General features: G+C 67.8%; 15 protein-coding genes and 1 tRNA gene. 6 read left to right on the forward strand and 10 right to left on the reverse strand.

The genetic code is table 11. The features are described from left to right. Nucleotides 1-218: 218 nt before the first annotated feature. Complete coding sequence (locus tag SCAB_RS47390; RefSeq protein WP_013002219.1) at nucleotides 219-377, reverse strand: hypothetical protein; 159 nt, start codon at nucleotides 375-377, stop codon at nucleotides 219-221. Between the two features lie 2,490 nt (nucleotides 378-2,867). On the opposite strand from SCAB_RS47390, the gene SCAB_RS21650 reads away from it, so the two are divergent. Together SCAB_RS21650 and pknB are read left to right on the forward strand one after the other, a co-directional pair. Continuing rightward, entirely contained in the window at nucleotides 2,868-4,334 is a 1,467-nt protein-coding gene (locus SCAB_RS21650; RefSeq protein ID WP_013002222.1) for a peptidoglycan D,D-transpeptidase FtsI family protein, read from the forward strand. A gap of 170 nt (nucleotides 4,335-4,504) precedes the next feature. Next, a complete protein-coding gene (gene pknB, locus SCAB_RS21655; protein WP_013002223.1) occupies nucleotides 4,505-6,496 on the forward strand; it encodes a Stk1 family PASTA domain-containing Ser/Thr kinase in 1,992 nt (663 codons plus the stop codon). A 154-nt stretch (nucleotides 6,497-6,650) separates the two neighbouring features. Here the strand turns inward: pknB and SCAB_RS21660 are convergent, their stop codons facing one another. Genes SCAB_RS21660 through SCAB_RS21685 form a run of 6 tightly spaced genes read right to left on the reverse strand, consistent with a single transcriptional unit; the run spans nucleotide 6,651 to nucleotide 11,135 of the window. Continuing rightward, nucleotides 6,651-7,412: a class E sortase gene (locus tag SCAB_RS21660; RefSeq protein ID WP_041669458.1), complete on the reverse strand. Its 762-nt coding sequence runs from the start codon at nucleotides 7,410-7,412 to the stop codon at nucleotides 6,651-6,653. A gap of 28 nt (nucleotides 7,413-7,440) precedes the next feature. Continuing rightward, nucleotides 7,441-8,718 carry a class E sortase gene (locus tag SCAB_RS21665; protein ID WP_013002225.1) on the reverse strand — a complete coding sequence of 426 codons (1,278 nt, stop codon included), beginning with the start codon at nucleotides 8,716-8,718 and terminating at the stop codon, nucleotides 7,441-7,443. Beyond that, complete coding sequence (locus SCAB_RS21670; protein ID WP_013002226.1) at nucleotides 8,715-9,365, reverse strand: aminodeoxychorismate/anthranilate synthase component II; 651 nt, start codon at nucleotides 9,363-9,365, stop codon at nucleotides 8,715-8,717. Before SCAB_RS21670 ends, SCAB_RS21665 begins: the two co-directional genes overlap by 4 nt. Then, nucleotides 9,362-9,523, reverse strand: a complete 162-nt coding sequence (locus SCAB_RS47775) for a hypothetical protein (protein WP_020113582.1) — start codon at nucleotides 9,521-9,523, stop codon at nucleotides 9,362-9,364. Before SCAB_RS47775 ends, SCAB_RS21670 begins: the two co-directional genes overlap by 4 nt. Before the next feature lie 53 nt (nucleotides 9,524-9,576). After that, nucleotides 9,577-10,269, reverse strand: a complete 693-nt coding sequence (locus SCAB_RS21680) for a class E sortase (protein WP_013002228.1) — start codon at nucleotides 10,267-10,269, stop codon at nucleotides 9,577-9,579. A gap of 17 nt (nucleotides 10,270-10,286) precedes the next feature. Beyond that, a complete protein-coding gene (locus SCAB_RS21685) occupies nucleotides 10,287-11,135 on the reverse strand; it encodes a DUF881 domain-containing protein (RefSeq protein ID WP_037726061.1) in 849 nt (282 codons plus the stop codon). Between the two features lie 142 nt (nucleotides 11,136-11,277). Here SCAB_RS21685 and crgA point away from each other — a divergent pair, with 142 nt between their 5' ends. Further along, the gene (crgA, locus tag SCAB_RS21690) at nucleotides 11,278-11,532 is read left to right on the forward strand and encodes a cell division protein CrgA (protein ID WP_013002230.1); all 255 of its coding nucleotides are present in this window, start codon (nucleotides 11,278-11,280) and stop codon (nucleotides 11,530-11,532) included. Nucleotides 11,533-11,834: 302 nt separating this feature from the next. On the opposite strand, the gene SCAB_RS21695 is transcribed toward crgA, so the two are convergent. Continuing rightward, the gene (locus SCAB_RS21695) at nucleotides 11,835-12,728 is read right to left on the reverse strand and encodes a rhomboid family intramembrane serine protease (RefSeq protein WP_013002231.1); all 894 of its coding nucleotides are present in this window, start codon (nucleotides 12,726-12,728) and stop codon (nucleotides 11,835-11,837) included. Between the two features lie 155 nt (nucleotides 12,729-12,883). Further along, nucleotides 12,884-13,417 (reverse strand): peptidylprolyl isomerase, encoded by a 534-nt coding sequence (locus SCAB_RS21700; RefSeq protein ID WP_013002232.1) that lies wholly within the window; start codon nucleotides 13,415-13,417, stop codon nucleotides 12,884-12,886. A 398-nt stretch (nucleotides 13,418-13,815) separates the two neighbouring features. Between SCAB_RS21700 and SCAB_RS21705 the strand changes: the two genes are divergently transcribed. Continuing rightward, nucleotides 13,816-14,517, forward strand: coding sequence for a DUF5324 family protein (locus tag SCAB_RS21705; protein ID WP_037726059.1), 702 nt, complete (start codon nucleotides 13,816-13,818; stop codon nucleotides 14,515-14,517). Between the two features lie 477 nt (nucleotides 14,518-14,994). Here the strand turns inward: SCAB_RS21705 and SCAB_RS21710 are convergent. Continuing rightward, a tRNA-Ala gene (locus tag SCAB_RS21710) sits at nucleotides 14,995-15,067 on the reverse strand. 182 nt (nucleotides 15,068-15,249) lie between these two features. Here SCAB_RS21710 and SCAB_RS21715 point away from each other — a divergent pair. Both SCAB_RS21715 and SCAB_RS21720 read left to right on the forward strand, forming a co-directional pair. After that, a complete protein-coding gene (locus SCAB_RS21715; protein ID WP_005482990.1) occupies nucleotides 15,250-15,798 on the forward strand; it encodes a helix-turn-helix domain-containing protein in 549 nt (182 codons plus the stop codon). Between the two features lie 286 nt (nucleotides 15,799-16,084). Next, nucleotides 16,085-18,043: a serine/threonine-protein kinase gene (locus SCAB_RS21720; protein ID WP_013002234.1), complete on the forward strand. Its 1,959-nt coding sequence runs from the start codon at nucleotides 16,085-16,087 to the stop codon at nucleotides 18,041-18,043. The last annotated feature ends 37 nt before the right edge of the window (nucleotides 18,044-18,080 follow it).

Raw genomic sequence — 18,080 nt, forward strand, 5'->3', positions numbered from 1 at the left:
TCAACGTCACCCGCTCCCGCCACAGACCCTCGAACAACCACGCGGCCCCTACCAGAAACGGACCTGACGCCGTCGTGGAACTGCGGCAACAGGGTCTCCTGAATCGCGAATTGGCTTCGCAAGCCCGAGCTACCAAGAGGCCGTGTTCTCATGCTGGCAGCCACTGCAATCAACCGATAGATCGACGTCCCCCTCAAGATCGGAACGACAACAGCTACTCAGCGGAGCTCATCCCGCGCCGACCACGTCATCGCCGCGTAGTACCGGATTTGCGCGAAGATCCTCAGGGCTGCCGGCAGCAGACCACCAGCCTTATCGCCCTCGCGCTCGACGAGACGGCCGACCTTGATCCTGTCCCACAGGTGACCCATACGCACTGACCAAGGTCAGATAGGGGTGGGAAGGAGTGAACGCAGAAGGGTGCCACTCTGGAGAGTGACACCCGTCTGATCTGCACAACGTCGGACCTGCCAAGCGACGGGTGTGGGATCTGAGCCCACAGAGACTCACGCCACGACGTTCCCTAAGACCACAGTGCGTGTACTTCACACACCACGCCGACCTGACGACCCTCCGAAATGGTCACCACCCCGCAGCCCGTCGGCCCGCTAGTCCCACGTACTCTGCACCGCAGCTCCATGTAGATCGCGTCCGTACACCGTCGACCGGATTCGCCGAGAATCATCAGCGATCTGATGGATGCCTGTTGAGGCAGGGCGCCGCGGCAGACAGCAGCGCTACTCAGATGTGATGTCGCCCGGTCCGCGCGAGGCAGAGCCCGTGAACCGCCACCTCACGGACAGGCCGCTCCCTGGGGGCCACATGGCCGCCGGTCAGGTCCAATCGGTGCAGGAGTTGAGCTTTCGACTGCCTTCGAAGCGCGCCACCTCGACGCCAGTCTCAGCGATGCCGTAGTCGGACCGTGCGGTAGTACTGACCGTGAGAGTGTCGCCTCTGCCCGAGGTGAGGGAGCGCCACGGCCACTTGGAAACCGCCTCGCTCCCGACCCCCTTGCTGAGGAAACGGACCCGAACATGGTGACCATCACCGGCCGTATCTGTAACCGACAGAGCGACCTTGAACTCCTGGTAGGGCCAAAGGTCCCCTGAGGGTCGAGTCGTGCCCATGCTGCCTCGTGCCCCGGTCGTCGAGCAACTCGCGGTGCCACCTGCGACTGTGGGCTGGAAGACGGAAGTTACGGACCCCGCCCGGGGGTCGGCGCTCTGCGGAGTGGCCGACGCCTGACCAGTGAACGTGAGCGTGGCCATAGCTGCAGCAGTGCAGACGGCGGCTGTGCGCGTGCGCATGTTGTTCCCCCTACCTAGTAGTGGCCCCATATCTCCCCGGACGGGGCCTCCCGGTGATCGACATCAAATGTTCACTCAGGCACTTGAGCGCCAACAAGCAACTTATCGAACAAATGATCTATATCAGCCACGCTCACCTACCGCGTGAATAGGTAGACAAAAGATCCATTAAGTGAATGTATGACTCCCGCTCGTTGGACGTCATCGTCTCGATTCCGAGCAAATCATCCTGCAGAGGCTCTGCAGGGGTTGGCGCAATGCGTTCGGGATCAGCCGGGTGGCTGGTTGATCACACTGCGATGAGGCCCTCGGCGGTCTCCGGTTCGGATGGCCTTGCGATGGGTTTCACAGCTCCACGACGATGGCCGCCCGACGAGCTGGACGAGCATCAGTCGGATCATCGCTATCTTGATCATGGCCTTGGATGGGGCGGTCAATCGCTCGTAGGCGGGCGAGGCGTCGGCCGGGCCAGCCGACCGAAACTCCGCTCCACCCCCAGCGACGGAGCAGGATCTCGAAGCCCTTGACGTCGTCGGTCCGCTTCACGATCCCGACGACGATGCACAGAGCATCGTGGGCTCACTGAGCAGCGGGTAATCAGCGGGGTGACGTATCCGCCGTCGGCCCTGCCCAGACTGCCCGTACGGAAGCCCAGCGGCGAGCCGGGCCACGCCGATGCGGCCTACGGCGGGGTCCTGCACGGACTCGGAGGTGACGGCGGCCTACAGAAGGCCCATCGTGTCGACGATCATGTGCATCTTCCACGTGCCCCGTTCGCTTGCCCGCGTCGAATCCACGAATCTCGCCACTCTCACTGGTCTTGATCGACTGGACTTCGATCACAGCGGCTGACATCTCGGGATCACGTCCGGCCCAGATCCGGACCAGGCGGTGGAGCTCACAGTGGAACGCAGTCTCAGGTGCCGTCGCGGCGCCACGTGGTGCACTGCGGTGCGCCGCGTGCCCGTGCATCAGTTCGCGCGGGAGCCTGCGTCGCCGGCAGCCCGAGCTCAGCACCTAGGAGACCGAGTCGGACACCAACCGATCTCTGTACTTACTCCCCCGTCTTTGCGCAGGTCACGCACAGGACGTAGTGGTGGGACGACGTCTCACGTCATGGTCAGGCTGGACGGACAACACGGCCACCAGTAATGGCCTCAGAGTTGCCAGCCATCTGACAGGCTCTGATAGGCCGCTCCGCTGTACGGGACAACTGCACCGCGAACGACTACGAGATCCGCAACGACAGGGGGGTACGCGAAGAGCGGCAACCTCAGCAGCACCTGGGGCTACACCTTTGACCACCTCTTCAACGTGGCCAGCGGGCAGACAGCCGAAGTGTTGAGCAGCCCCTCGGACGCGTTCCTGACGGACGGCTTAGGGAACCCACAACGCTCCTGATGCGTCTCTTCATCAGTCGTCGGGACCGCCCCTCCCAGGGGACACAGCCGCTGCCCCTAGACTGTGGGCGGCCAAGGATGAGCACCAGCGTCATCGGCACCGAGAAAACCCAGAGACCGAAGCAACAGGCGCACCTGTTGGCTCATGGAAAGGGCTGATGTGAACAAGCCATTGCGCCGGATCGCGATCTTCTGCGGCCTACTCATCATGGCCCTGCTCATCCGCGACAACTGGCTTCAGTACGTCGATGCGAATGCCCTCCAGGACAACAAGTACAACCGTCGAGTCTCCATCGAGCGCTACGCCACCCCACGCGGCAACATCATCGTCGACGGCAAGGCGATCACCGGGTCTGTCGCGTCGAAGGGAACGGACTTCGAATACAAGCGGACCTGGAAGAACGGCGAGATGTGGGCTCCGGTGACCGGATACGCCTCCCAGATCGTCGGCGCCTCACAGCTGGAGAACCTCGAGGACGGCATCCTCACCGGCAACGACGACCGGCTCTTCTTCCGCAACACGCTCGACATGGTCACCGGCAAGAAGAAGGCGGGTGGCAGCGTCGTCACCACCCTGAACGCCGCCGCGCAGAAGGCCGCCTTCCAGGGCCTCGGCGACAAGAAGGGTGCCGTAGCCGCGCTCGACCCCAAGACCGGCGCGATCCTCGCCCTGGCCTCCACGCCGTCGTACGACCCGTCGACCTTCGCCGGTATCAGCACCCAGGACAGCAAGACCTTCTCGAAGCTGGAGAAGGACGCCGACAAGCCGATGCTGAACCGCGCGCTGCGCGAGACCTACCCGCCGGGCTCCACGTTCAAGGTCGTCACGGCCGCCGCGGCGCTGGAGAAGGGCATCGTCTCGGGTATCGACGACAAGACGAAGACGCCCGACCCGTACCAGCTGCCCGGCACGAGCACCGACCTCACCAACGAGCACGGCGAGTGCAAGAACGCCAGCCTGCGCTATGCGCTCATGGTCTCGTGCAACACCGTCTTCGCGAAGATGTCGCACAACGTCGGCAACGAGGGGATGCGGGAGCAGGCCTCGAAGTTCGGCTTCAACGAGGCCGAGCTGGACGTCCCCGTGCGCGCCGCCGAGAGCGTCTACCCCGAGGACAACGATCCGCAGAACGCCATGGACGGCATCGGGCAGGCCTCCAACCGCGCCACCCCGCTGCAGATGGCCATGGTCGCCTCCGCCGTCGCCAACGACGGCGAGCTGATGAAGCCGTACATGGTCGACCAGCTGCGCGCCTCCAACCTCGACGTCATCGAGACGCACGACCCGGAGACGCTGTCCCAGCCGATGTCCTCGGAGACCGCGCAGAAGCTCCAGGACATGATGGAGACCGTCGTCAACGACCCGCAGGGCACCGGTGGCAAGGCGAAGATCGACGGCGTCACCGTCGGCGGCAAGACCGGAACCGCGCAGCACGGCGTGAACAACAAGGAGAAGCCGTACGCCTGGTTCATCTCCTACGCCAAGCTCAGCGACGGCAGCTCGCCGGTCGCCGTGGCCGTGGTCGTCGAGGACGGTGCGGCCGATCGCGCTGAAATCTCGGGTGGCGGTCTGGCCGGCCCGATCGCGAAGAGCGTGATGCAGGCAGTGATCAACAGCAAGAAGTGACCCCGCTCACGTCGCCTTCACATCGGTGCACGTTGCGATACCGGTCCTGTATCGGGTGACGCGGTCGGCCAGGTCACAGAAGGCGAGCCGGGTACCGTATGCCCGGAGCACAGCCGCCGGACCACACATCGGTGCGGTCGGGATCCGACGGAGAGGGCTGGTAGGAAGCTATGGAAGAGCCGCGTCGCCTCGGCGGCCGGTACGAGCTGGGCCAGGTGCTCGGCCGTGGTGGCATGGCGGAGGTCTACCTCGCGATGGACACCCGCCTCGGCCGCACCGTGGCGGTGAAGACGCTGCGAGCGGACCTCGCGCGCGACCCCACCTTCCAGGCCAGGTTCCGCCGGGAGGCCCAGTCGGCCGCCTCGCTCAACCACCCCGCGATCGTGGCGGTCTACGACACGGGCGAGGACTACATCGACGGGGTCTCGATCCCGTACATCGTCATGGAGTACGTCGAGGGTTCCACTCTCCGTGAGCTTCTCCACAGCGGCCGCAAGCTGCTGCCGGAGCGGGCCATGGAGATGACCATCGGCATCCTCCAGGGCCTGGAGTACGCGCACCGCAACCAGATCGTCCACCGCGACATCAAGCCGGCCAACGTCATGCTGACGCGGAACGGCCAGGTCAAGGTCATGGACTTCGGCATCGCCCGCGCCATGGGCGACTCCGGCATGACGATGACGCAGACGTCCGCGGTCATCGGCACCGCCCAGTACCTCTCACCGGAGCAGGCCAAGGGCGAGCAGGTGGACGCCCGTTCCGACCTGTACTCGACGGGCTGTCTGCTCTACGAGCTGCTGACGGTCCGCCCGCCGTTCATCGGTGACTCCCCCGTGGCGGTCGCCTATCAGCACGTGCGGGAGGAGCCCCAGCCGCCGAGCGTCTTCGACCCGGAGATCACGCCGGAGATGGACGCCATCGTTCTGCGTGCCCTGGTCAAGGACCCGGACTACCGCTACCAGTCCGCCGACGAGATGCGCGCCGACATCGAGGCCTGCCTCGACGGCCAGCCCGTCGCGGCCACGGCGGCGATGGGCTCGGTCGGCTACGGCGGCTACCCCGACGATCAGCCGACCACCGCCCTGCGCTCCGACGCCGGCGCCACGACGATGCTGCCCCCGGTCGGTCCGGACGACGGCTACGGCGGTTACGACGACCGCCAGGGCCGTCGCCGCCAGCAGAAGAAGAACAACACCTCGACGATCCTCCTGGTCGTCGCGGGTGTCCTGGTGCTGATCGGCGCGGTCCTCATCGGGCAGTGGATGTTCTCCGGGAACGACGCGGGCAACGACACCCTCAAGGCACCGAACTTCGTGGGCCAGACGGAGGCGGAGGCGAGAGCGTCGGCCGAGAACGTCGACCTCGAGGTGACGACCACCAAGGCCGAGTGCGAGAAGGAGAAGACCGGAAACGTCTGCTCCCAGAACCCGAAGGCCGGCCTCAAGGTCAAGAAGGGCGACACCATCGCCCTGACGATCTCGACGGGTGCCCCGAAGGTCACGGTCCCCGACGTCAAGGGCGTGCCGTTCAACGAGGCCAGGGACCAGCTCAAGGAGAAGGGCTTCGAGGTCGAGAGGAAGAACGAGGAGTCGGACCGCACTGCAGGAGTCGTGATCGGTCAGGACCCGGAAGGCGGCAAGATCGAGAAGGGCTCCACGGTCACGCTGACGGTGGCCAAGGCCCCGGACAAGGAAACCGTCCCGGACGTCGCCCGGCAGAGCTGTGAAGCCGCCAAGAACCAGATGGCGGCCAACAACCTCGTCGGCACCTGCACCGAGGTCGAGACCGACGACGACGGTCTCGACGGCAAGGTCGTCGCGACCAGCCCCGAGGCGGGTTCCGAGCTGAACAAGGGCGACACGGTCACGATCCAGATCGGCAAGAAGGCCGAGGAGGAGAAGCCGGAGTCCAAGGTCCCGAACGTCGTGGGACGGACCGTGGGCCAGGCCAAGCAGATCCTGCAGGCAGCCGGCTTCACCAACATCCAGTTCGCGAACGGCAGCGACCAGAGCGACACCGCGCTGGTCACCGACCAGGACCCGGACGGCGGCAACGACGCCGACCCGACCCAGACGACCATCACCCTGGCGTCGGTCGGCTTCGGCGGGAACAACGGCAACAACAACAATGGCGGGGGCGACGGCGGCGGCTTCTTCGGATAGCGCCACCGTTCCCGCAACGACAGAGTCCCGGTCACCGAGAGGTGACCGGGACTCTGTCGTTGTCGCGATGTTTCACGTGAAACCGGATGTTTCACGTGAAACATCCACCCCCGCAGGCAGGAATGCGAAGGCGCCCTGCCAAGGGGTGCGACGGCTACCGCAGTTCCTTCGGCAGCGTGCGCTCCGCGTTCACCCGCTCCACGCGCTCCAGCTCGCCCCAGACGATGTACCGGTACCGGGACGTGTAGACGGGCGTGCAGGTGGTGAGGGTGATGTACTTGCCGGCCTTCTTCCTGCCGGACTCGTTGGGGATGTTCGACAGCACCTTGACGTTGTACTTCGAGGTCTCGGTGAGGGTGTCGTAGACCTTGTAGACGTACCAGTTGTCGCGGGTCTCGAACACGATCGAGTCGCCCTTGCCGAGCTTGTCGATGTTGTGGAACTTCGCGCCGTGGCCGTCCCGGTGGGCGGCAAGGGTGAAGTTACCGTCCTTGTCCGAGCCGGGAAGGGTCGCCTTGACCGGGTCGGTGTAGTAGCCGGCGACACCACCGTTGAGGATCTTGGAGGAGGTGCCCTTCTTCACCAGGACCTCGCCGTTGTTCATGGCGGGCACGTGCAGGAAGCCGATGCCGTCCTTGGTGTCCAGGGCACCCGGACCGCTGTCGGCGGCCCAGTTGTCGCGGACCTTGCTCGCTTCCTTGTCCGCCTCGCGGTCGGCGAGGACGTTCGTCCACCACAGCGAGTAGACGACGAACAGCCCGAGCACCAGGCCCGCCGTGATGAGGAGTTCACCGAAGACACTGACCGCCATGGCGAGCCGGGTCATCCCGCGACGCCGTTTAGCGACCTCGGGCGCGCCCGTCTTCTCTTCGGTGTCGCTCGTCTTCTCTTCGGTGCCGTCGGTGGTCACTGCCACAGTTCTTCTTCCGCCCTCGGTCGAGCCCCTACTGGACGAGCGCGTCGGGCTTACCCTCGCTGCGCGGCCGTTCCTCCACCATCTTGCCCCACACGATCATGCGGTACTTGCTCGTGAACTCGGGCGTGCACGTGGTGAGGGTGATGTAGCGGCCGGGCTTCGTGAAACCGGAGCCCGGGGGCACGGCGTTGAGGACACTGACGTTCGACGGTGGTGTCACCGGCAGGATCGAGGACATGTCGTAGACGTAGTACTTGTCCTGCGTCTCCACGACGATCGGGTCGCCCGGCTTCAGCCGGTTGATGTAGCGGAACGGTTCGCCATGGGTGTTGCGGTGGCCGGCGACGCCGAAGTTGCCCGTCTTGTCCTCGGGCATGGCCGTCTTGATGCTGTTCGCGTCGTAGTGGCCGACCATCCCGCGGTCCAGGACCTTCGACTTGCTGATGCCCTCGGCGATCGGCACGACGACGTCCAGCTTCGGGATGTGCAGGATGGCGAAGCCCTGCCCCGGCTCGAACGCTCCCGGCGCGCGCTTCCCGCTCTTCCACTCCTCCTGGAGGCTCGTCGCCTCCCGGCCCGCCTGCTGGTGGGCCCGGATGTTCGACCACCACAGCTGGTACGTGACGAAGAGCAGCATCACCACACCGGTGGTGATGAACACCTCGCCGATCACGCGGCTCGCGATCACCCCCACACCGGGCTTCTGCGCCCGCGCCGCCCGACGCGCCTCGATCCGGGACAGCGGTGCCGACGCCGACGGAGCCGCACCTAAGGGCTGACCGGGCCCCTGAGCGGCTCTGGAGGCCGCGTGGGCCGCCGGGGAGCCTCCGTGCCTCCCGTGCCGTCTCGCGGCCTTACGGCGGGCCGCACGGCCCGCCGTAACGGCGGAGGGGGGTATGGACTCGGCCCGCGCCGCCGCCCGTCGCGCCTCCTCCACCCGGAGCGCCACGGTCTCCTCGTCGATCGGAGGGTGCTCCTGGGCCGTGTCCGCAGGCAAGCCCGCCTGGACGCCCGCCGCCGCATAGAGGTCGTACGAGGCGGGGGGACGGCCCTCGTACGGGGCCTGGGGGCGCTGCCCGTAGGTCTCGTAGGACCCGAACGCGGGCTCGGCGTAGGGCTGCTGTCCGTGCCAGTCGCCCTGGGCGTAGGGAGATGCCTGCGGCGCGGCCCACTGCTGGGGCTCGGCCGGGTCACGGAAGGGCACCCCGGGCTCGAAGGTGGTCTCCGCCTCGAACGCCTCGGCGCCCCCGTACGCGGCCTCGCCGCCGTAGGGGGCACTCTCGCGCTCGGGGCGCAGTGCCGTCACGCCGTGGCCCTGCCCACCACGGGGGCGAGCCCCGTCGACCGCGCCACGGCCCCTTGGTCGCCGCACTCCGCAAGCCAGTTGGCGAGCATGCGGTGGCCGTGCTCGGTGAGCACGGATTCGGGGTGGAACTGCACGCCCTCGACGGGCAGTTCGCGGTGCCTGAGGCCCATGATGATCCCGTCGTGGGTACGCGCCGTGACCCGCAGCTCGGCCGGTACGGTCGTCGGCTCGGCGGCCAGGGAGTGGTACCGGGTCGCCGTGAAGGGGGTGGGCAGGCCCGCGAAGACGCCCTCGCCCTCGTGCTCCACCAGCGAGGTCTTGCCGTGCAGCAGCTCGGGGGCACGGTTCACGACACCGCCGTACGCCACCTGCATGGACTGCATGCCGAGGCAGACGCCGAAGACCGGGACGCCGGTCGCCGCGCAGTGACGGACCATGTCGACGCAGACGCCGGCTTCCTCGGGGGTACCCGGTCCGGGGGACAGGAGGACGCCGTCGAAGCCGTCCTGGGCGTGGGCGGTCGCCACCTCGTCGTTGCGCAGCACCTCGCACTGGGCGCCGAGCTGGTAGAGGTACTGGACCAGGTTGAAGACGAAGCTGTCGTAGTTGTCGACGACGAGGACCCGGGCGGGTCGGGCGGCAGTCACTGGTCGTTCACCGTCACATCGTTGAAGGGGAGCAGGGGCTCCGCCCAGGGAAAGACGTACTGGAAGAGGACATAGACGACGGCCAGGGTCAGCACGAGGGAGATCAGGGCCTTCAGCCACGCGTTGCCCGGCAGATGCCGCCAGATCCAGCCGTACATGCCGTCCCTTCCTTCACACCACGGCACCGGAATCACGCCGTACCGCCACCAGACTAACGGCGGAGAGCCTCCGGTTTCCCTGACTCCACGGGCTGGGTGGATTCCAGATGGCCCCAGACGACGAGCCGGTGGCTGTGCCCCCACTCCGGGTCGCACGTCGTCAGTGTCAGATAGCGTCCCGCGCGCGTGTACCCGGACTTCCTCGGCAGGGGGTCGATGACCTGGACATCCGTGGGCAATGTCCGATAGGGCCCCTTGTCGACGACGTACGTGAACCAGTCGGCGCCGTCGGACAGGACGACCGCGTCGCCGGGGCGCAGCTTGGGAAAATCTTTCAAGGGATCACCGTAGGTGCGGCGATGGCCGGCGACCGCGAAGTTCCCCTTCTGTCCCAGCTGCGTGGTGTTCGCGTAGTGCCCGAGCCCTTTCTTGAGAGTGTCCGTCTTCGTGCCCTCCAGGACGGGCTTGTTCCACGTGGAACCGAGGCGGGGGATGTACATGAGGGCGAAGGGCTCGGCGTCCCGGTACGGGGCGGGCCGCTGCGGAGCGGCCGGGGCGCCCTGTCCTGGCGCCGGCCCCGCGGGCTGCTTCGCCCACCGGTCCCGGAGCAGGTCGACCTGGTGGTCCATCTCGGTGTCGGCCTTCACGCCCGTCCAGAACAACACGTAGACGACGAACAGGACGATCAGGGTGCCGACGGTGATGCAGAGTTCGCTGACGGTCCTCACGATCACGCGCACCGACACAGGTCCCCCGGCTGCCGTCACTCCACGGGCTTCGCGTACTTCAGATCCACTGTGCCCGAGTACCCGGGCAGAGTCACCGGCCCGTCCTCGGTGACTTTCCAGCCCAGCCCGTAGACGTTGACGTACACCATGTAGTTCTGGATCGCCTTGCTCTCGGCGAGCGCCTTCCGCAGCTTCTCCGGGTCGCCGACCGCCTGGATCTTGTACGGCGGTGAGTAGACGCGGCCCTGGAGGATCAGGGTGTTGCCGACACAGCGGACGGCGCTGGTGGAGATCAGCCGCTGGTCCATGACCTTGATGCCCTCGGCGCCGCCGAGCCACAGGGCGTTCACCACGGCCTGCAGGTCCTGCTGGTGGATGACCAGATAGTCGGGCTGCGGCTCGGGATAGCCGGGGAGCTTGGCGGTGGCGTTCGGCGGGGCGTCGTTCAGGGTGACCGTGAGGGCCTCGCCCCTGAGTTTCTGGGTGCCGGCGTTCTTCTCCAGGGCCTTGAGCCGGGCGTCCTCGGCCTCGGTGCTGCCGTCGTCCCGCTCGGCGAGGGCCTCGACGTCGTCCCGGAGCACCGCGTTGGTCTCGTCGAGTTGCCCGTTCTTGTGGCTGCGCTCCTGGATCAGGTCGGAGAGCTTCAGCAACGAGGCGTCGGTGCGGATGTTGGTGCCTTTGGCGGTGTCGAAGCTGGTGAAGAAGATCAGCCCGGCGAGGGCGAAGACGCCCACGGTGAGCACCCGCACGGGGCGGATGCCTCCGCGGGACGAACTGTCCTCGCTCCGGTCGGCGGGAGCGGAGCCCGTCCCGGTGGAGCCGCCGGACCCGGCCTCCGGGGAGGTGCCGGAACCGGCCTCGGGGGAGTCGGCCGAATTGCTCAACGTACCCTTATCTCCTTAGGCGCCACGGAAGCACTACGCTAACGGACGCCCGGGGGAGCATTCCGCGTCCCCTTGTACTCTGCCCCGGAGCCCGCCACAGTTCCCTGCGCGGCCACGCAGCGCATCGACAGGAGAGACCCTCGTGCCGAAGTCACGTATCCGCAAGAAGGCCGACTACACGCCGCCGCCGTCCAAGCAGGCCACGAACATCAAGCTGAACAGCCGAGGCTGGGTGGCTCCGGTCATGCTGGCCATGTTCCTCATCGGGCTGGCCTGGATCGTGGTTTTCTACGTGACCGACGGCTCGTTGCCGATCGACGCGCTCGGCAACTGGAACATCGTGGTCGGCTTCGGCTTCATCGCCGCGGGATTCGGCGTCTCCACCCAGTGGAAATAGCGGTCCCCGCCCGGCGGAAGTAGCTCTCCCCAGAGCTATCCACCGAGTTATCCACAGGCGTTTTCCACAGTGGGGAAAAAGAACGACGATCTGTGGATAACTCACTGGACGTTGACGCCGGTATGACTGACCTACCGGCACCCGCAAACACGTTCGCCCCCTGCCTGACCTGCGAGAACGCAGGTGAGCGACAGGGGGCGCACTTGTACCCGCACCCTATGCACAAGATCCGCCACGTTCTGTGGACAACGGTGCCGGACAGTGCCGAAGGGGCTCCGAAACGGTGACGGTGTGCCATCACCTCAGGTCAGCTGGGCCGTCCGGATCACTGTCATGATCACCACGGCGGCGAGGACCAGGGCGCACATGCCGTACTGGATCAGTGCCCGCCGCTCGCGCGGGGCGTGCACCATGGCGTAGCCGATCAGCACGCCGCCCACGAGGCCGCCGACGTGGGCTTCCCAGGCGATGTTGAACATCGGGCTGAAGGTGAAGATCAGGTTGATCACCAGCAGGATGATCAACGGACGCATGTCGTACCGCAGACGGCGCATCAGCACGCCGGTCGCACCGAAGAGGCCGAAGATGGCGCCGGACGCACCGAGCGACGGCTGGTTCGGCGCCGCGAGCAGGTAGGTGAGCGCGCTGCCGGCGAGGCCCGAGGCGAAGTAGAGGGTCAGATAGCGGGCCCGGCCGAGAGCCGCCTCCAGAGGGCCGCCGATCCACCACAGGCTGAGCATGTTGAACAGGATGTGGGTGACGCTGCCGTGCAGGAACATCGACGTCACCAGCCGGTACCACTGCCCTTCGGCGACGCCCTGGAGCGAGGTGCCCAGTTCCGGGACCCACGCCCGCCCGATGAGGTCGAACCGGTCGGTGAAGGTGTCGCCCAGGATCTGCTGCACCAGGAAGAGCAGCAGGTTCACGCCGATCAGGATCTTGGTGAGGAGCCGGGGGTCGGCGGCGATGGTACCGCCCGCGAGGGTGCGCGGGACGGAGGCGGCGGGTGCGTGGCCCGTGCCGGAGCCGCCGCGGACGCATTCGGGGCACTGGAAGCCCACGGACGCGCTCACCATGCACTCCGGGCAGATGGGGCGCTCACAGCGGGTGCAGCGGATGCCCGTCTCGCGATCCGGGTGCCGGTAGCAGGTGGGCAGGCTCTGTGCGTCCTGCGGACTGCTCGGCACCTGGTCCATCGGGTCCCCTCCGTCTCGTGTGTGGAGCGCGACGCCCCGCCCATCCCTACGGATGAGCGGGGCGATTGGTTCCCTTCAGGGCCTTGTGAACCTTTCGGTTCCGGCCTCTTGGGGAGCCCTGCGTCCTCGGCCCTGGCGGCGCATGCCGACGAGGGTCAGCCCTGACGGGTCTCCACGACGACCGACTCGATGACGACGTCGTTGACCGGGCGGTCGGTGCGCGGGTTGGTCTGGGCCCCGGCGATGGCGTCCACGATCTTCTGGCTGGACGCGTCGACCACCTCACCGAAGATGGTGTGCTTGCGGGTCAGCCACGCCGTCGGGGAGACGGTGATGAAGAACTGCGAGCCGTTGGTGCCCGGACCCGCGTTGGCCATGGCCAGCAGGTAGGGCTTGTCGAAGGCAAGGTCCGGGTGGAACTCGTCCTCGAACTGGTAGCCGGGGCCGCCCGTGCCGTTGCCCAGCGGGTCACCGCCCTGGATCATGAATCCACTGATCACCCGGTGGAAGACCGTGCCGTCGTAGAGCTTGTCCGTGGACTTCTGGCCGGTGGCCGGATTGGTCCACTCACGCTCGCCCTGGGCGAGCTCGACGAAGTTACGGACCGTCTTGGGCGCGTGGTTCGGCAGCAGCCGCACCTCGATGTCGCCATGGTTGGTCTTCAGGGTGGCGTACAGCTGCTCTGCCACGATCTGCCTTCCGTTGTCCTCTGTGACTCCCCCGATCCTCGCACGGCCGACGCCGTGCGTCCCGCGACGCCCTCGCTCTCGTCCCGGGAGAGCACGCAAAAACCGGCCGAGTACCCCCCGTAGCGGCGCGCTTCGCGACGATCCGTGGCATTGTCGGCACTGTCGCGGACAAGTTCCCGTTGTCCCGTATTCATCCTCTATTGCACGGAACCAATCGCCCGGACCAACGCACGGACCATTGCATGGGCCGGTCCGGCACGGCTCCTGCTCGACGATCGGCCGGAGCCGGCGCCCATGACCCGGATGCCCGCCCGCACATGCCCCGGATCGCTCCGAGAGGCATGATCCCCAAAAGGGTGGAAAGTCGAATTACGTACGCCACCGAGGAGGAGGATCCCGTGACCCGCATCGAGAGCGTGCGCGCCGCGACCGGCTCGGCAAAGGACAGCGTGCTGCACGCCGCGGAAGTGGTGGCGCCCTACGCCGACACGGCCAAGGACAAGGCTTCGCACTACGCGCACGAAGCACGCGTGCTGATCGCGCCGAAGGTGTCGCAGGCCGCGGAGCAGGCCCGCGTCCAGTACGGCGCCCTTGTCGTCCCGCGCCTGGAGCAGGCCCGCACGCATGTGCCGCCCAAGGTCGACCACGCGGCCCATGAAGCCGCCGTCCGCACCCGCAAGGCGGCCCGTCAGGCCGCCGACTACTCCCGCCCCCGCATCGAGCAGGCCGTGGCCGCCGCCGGCCCGGTGCGCGAGGAGGCCACCGCCCGCAGCGTCGCGGCACTGGCCGCACTGCGTGGGCAGGTCTCACCGCAGCAGATCCAGAGGCTGGTCCGCAGGCAGCAGCGCCGCGCGAAGCTCGGCCGCGCCGTCAAGGGACTGGCCGTGATCGGCGTCCTGGCCGGAGGCGCGTTCGCCGCCTGGAAGTGGTGGGACAAGCAGGCCAACCCCGACTGGCTGGTCGAGCCGCCCGCCGCCACCGAGGTCTCCGACTCCGGCCGGCTGTCCTCCGTCGACGGCAGCGGTCAGTCCGTCCTCGATCCGGAGGTTGAGGCCAAGCAGGCGGAGGACGAAGCCGCCGACCGCGACAACCACCGCTGAGGTCCAGGCCCGGCCCTTCTTCCGCACGACTGCAGTCGGCCCGCGGAAGCGGAAGATGTCGTCTGCGGCCCGGTCATGCGGCTCGGCCGTGCCCGAGAGCCCGTTCGACGGGACATTCTCCAACAGCCCGGTGGGGCAGAAGACTTGCTGGTCTTCTGCCCCACCGGGCTGTTTCACGTGAAACGGCGGCCGACTTCGGGCACCGTCCACGGGGCGACCGGAATGTATTGGTCCGGTTGCGAAGAGTGAGGCATACATTCCGCCACCCTCACCTGTGACGCAGAACACCGTTTTCGCATATGCGCACACCGGCAGACGCCGACGCACGTCACCCCGTTCCAACGGCCCATTCTCTCCGGAGTGCACACGTAGCGATCGCGACGAACCCCGTCCGCAGCCGCTCCCGCGAATCGGCGCCGGGAACACGAAAAAGGCCGGGCCGGATGTCGTACGACATCCGGCCCGGCCGATCCGCTGTGGAGCCTAGGGGAGTCGAACCCCTGACATCTGCCATGCAAAGACAGCGCTCTACCAACTGAGCTAAGGCCCCGGAGGCGAAGCATCCACCCGGAAGAACCGACCACCGGGGGGCTTCGCAGACCAGAGTACCGGGTCACCCCCGGGATCTCGCAAAAAGATTGGGGGTCCCCGTGAACGACCACTCTCCGTAAGATGCTCGTCGTGGTTCGCTACAGCGAACCACGGTATTTGGGGAAGCGATGGGGAGACGCAATGGACGCCGCACAGCAGGAAGCGACCGCAAGAGCCCGGGAGCTGCAGCGGAACTGGTACGGAGAGCCGCTGGGGGCGCTCTTCCGTAGGCTCATCGAGGACCTGGGGCTCAACCAGGCCCGTCTCGCGGGAGTGCTGGGCCTGTCCGCACCGATGCTGTCGCAGCTGATGAGCGGTCAGCGTGCCAAGATCGGCAATCCGGCCGTGGTCCAGCGGGTGCAGCTGCTGCAGGATCTGGCGGGCCAGGTCGCGGACGGCAGCGTGAGCGCCGCCGAGGCGACCGAGCGCATGGACGAGATCAAGAAGTCACAGGGGGGATCGGTGCTCAGCAACACCACGCAGTCGACGACGAGTTCGGGGGCGCCCACGGTCAAGCGGGTGGTCCGCGAGATCCAGTCACTGCTTCGCTCGGTGGCTGCCGCGGGCGACATCATCGAGGCGGCGGACACCCTCGCCCCGACCCACCCGGAACTGGCAGAGTTCCTCCGGGTGTACGGCGCGGGCCGCACCTCGGACGCGGTGGCGCACTACCAGTCCCACCAGAGCTGAGCCCAAGGCCCGGTCCTCGGAAGGGGGTTCGGCGGCCGGGCCGAGGCCGAAAAGGGAACGAGGGTTCTGTAGGGCCCTCTTGAGCCCTGGAGACGTGGACGTAGGCTCCAGGAAAGCCCATGGACACAAGCGGAAGGCGACGGGAAGACAAGGGGCGCAGAGGCGGGACATCGAGCTGCGGGGAAGCCGGGCACGTGCGAGCCGGCTCCGCAAGGGGCGGCAGAAACTCCGTGTCCTCCGTCGGCGGGCAGCCACGGGGGAGCCGAAGGGGGAACGACGCACAGCCATGGGTGAGGTCTTCGCCGGCCGGTACGAACTGGTCGACCCGATCGGACGCGGGGGAGTCGGCGCGGTCTGGCGCACCTGGGACCACCGCCGCCGCCGCTATGTGGCCGCCAAGGTCCTGCAGCAGCGCGACGCGCACGCCCTGCTGCGCTTCGTCCGCGAGCAGGCCGTGCGGATCGACCATCCCCATGTGCTCGCGCCCGCCAGCTGGGCCGCCGACGACGACAAGGTCCTGTTCACCATGGACCTGGTGGCCGGAGGCTCCCTGGTCAACCTCATCAACGACTACGGCCCCCTCCCGCCCGTCTACGTGTGCGGCCTGCTCGATCAGCTGCTGTCCGGCCTCGCCGCCGTGCACGCCGAGGGCATCATCCACCGCGACATCAAGCCCGCCAACGTGCTGCTGGAGGCCACCGGCACGGCCCGGCCCCGTCTGCGCCTGTCCGACTTCGGCATCGCCATGCGCCTGGGCGAGCCCCGTCTGACCGAGACCAACTACGTGGTGGGAACGCCGGGTTACTTCGCTCCCGAGCAGATGCTGGGAGCCGATCCGGACTTCCCGGCCGATCTCTTCGCGGTGGGTCTCGTCGCCCTGTACCTCCTGGAAGGCGCGAAACCCGACTCCAAGGCCCTCATCGAGCACTTCGCCGCCCACGGCACCCCGAAGGCCCCGCGAGGCATCCCCGAGCCGCTGTGGCAGGTCATCGCCACGCTGCTCCAGCCCGACCCCGACTCCCGCTTCCGCACCGCCACGGGCGCCCGAAAGGCCCTCGCCGCCGCCACGGAGCTCCTCCCCGAACCCGGGCCCGACGACGAGTTGGTGGAGGTCTTCGACCAACTCGGCCCGCTCCCGTCGGGGTTCGCCCCCCAAGGCCCCCTGCAGAGGGCATCCGGTCTGGACAAGACCGGAACAGGCGCACACACCGGCGGCACGGGGACGGACAGCGGCATGTCCTCGGCCGCTCCCGGCCCCCTCCCCCCGGCAGCCGCACCACCCCCTCTGTCCGGGCCTTCTTCCGGGCCTTCTTCCGCGGCTTCGTCTCCGGCCCCGCTTCCGTCCTCGCTCCCGTCGTCGACCTCATCTCCGTCGTCGCCCTCGGCCTCGTCCTCGCCCTCAGGACCGGTCATGGGGGGCGCCTCACCGTCGGGTGCTGAAGCCACACCTCCGCCACCTCACCGCCCGCCCGTCCACAACCCGGCCTTTCAGGGCCTGCCACCTCGGCCCGGCACGGGCACCGCACCACCCACACCGTCCGCAGCCTCCGGACCGCAGCCCCAGCACATGGGCCTCATACCGCCCCCGCCCACGCCCCCTCCCATGCCCACGACCGCTCCGCCCCCGGCCGGACCCACCACGTCCGCTCCCGGCCCCGATGCCGGCACCAGCCCCGGACATCGACCGCAGGGCGAAGCCTCCTCGTCAGCGGCATCTTCGGCGTCTTCGCCGCACACCGGTCACATAGCACCCGGGACGCCCCCCGCCCCCGTACCTCCGCTGCCCGAGCGCGACCCCGCGCCCGCGCAGCCGTCCACGATGTCGGACACCGGCAGCTTCCATCTGCCGCCGCCCCAGGTACTCGCCGCCCACACCTCGGCGCTCCGGACGGAACAGCAGCGCGGCCACGACCCGGGCCGCCCAGAGCACCAACCCGAGCAGCAGGCCACTCCCCCCGGCGCGACGCCCGTACAAGCCGTCCCGGCGCAGTACGCCGAACCCGCGCATGTCCCCTCCCCCCAGACCCGCTCGCCTCTGGGCCTCGCTCAGGCCCCGACCGCGGCGGTGCAGCAGCACGCTTACGCCTCTACTGGTTCATACACCGCTCGGCCGTCCGAGGTTCCACGGCGATCCCGGGCGCTTCCCCGACGCCGCACGGGCCCTTCCCTCAAGGTGGCTCTCCCGGTCCTGCTGCTGGCGCTGGCCTGCTTCGCGGTGGGGTTCTGGGCTCTGGGCCAACTCTGAGCCCGCCCCTGCCCAGCACCGTTCGAAGAGCCGGGCC

This window comes from Streptomyces scabiei 87.22 (assembly GCF_000091305.1).
Taxonomy (GTDB): Bacteria; Actinomycetota; Actinomycetes; order Streptomycetales; family Streptomycetaceae; genus Streptomyces; species Streptomyces scabiei.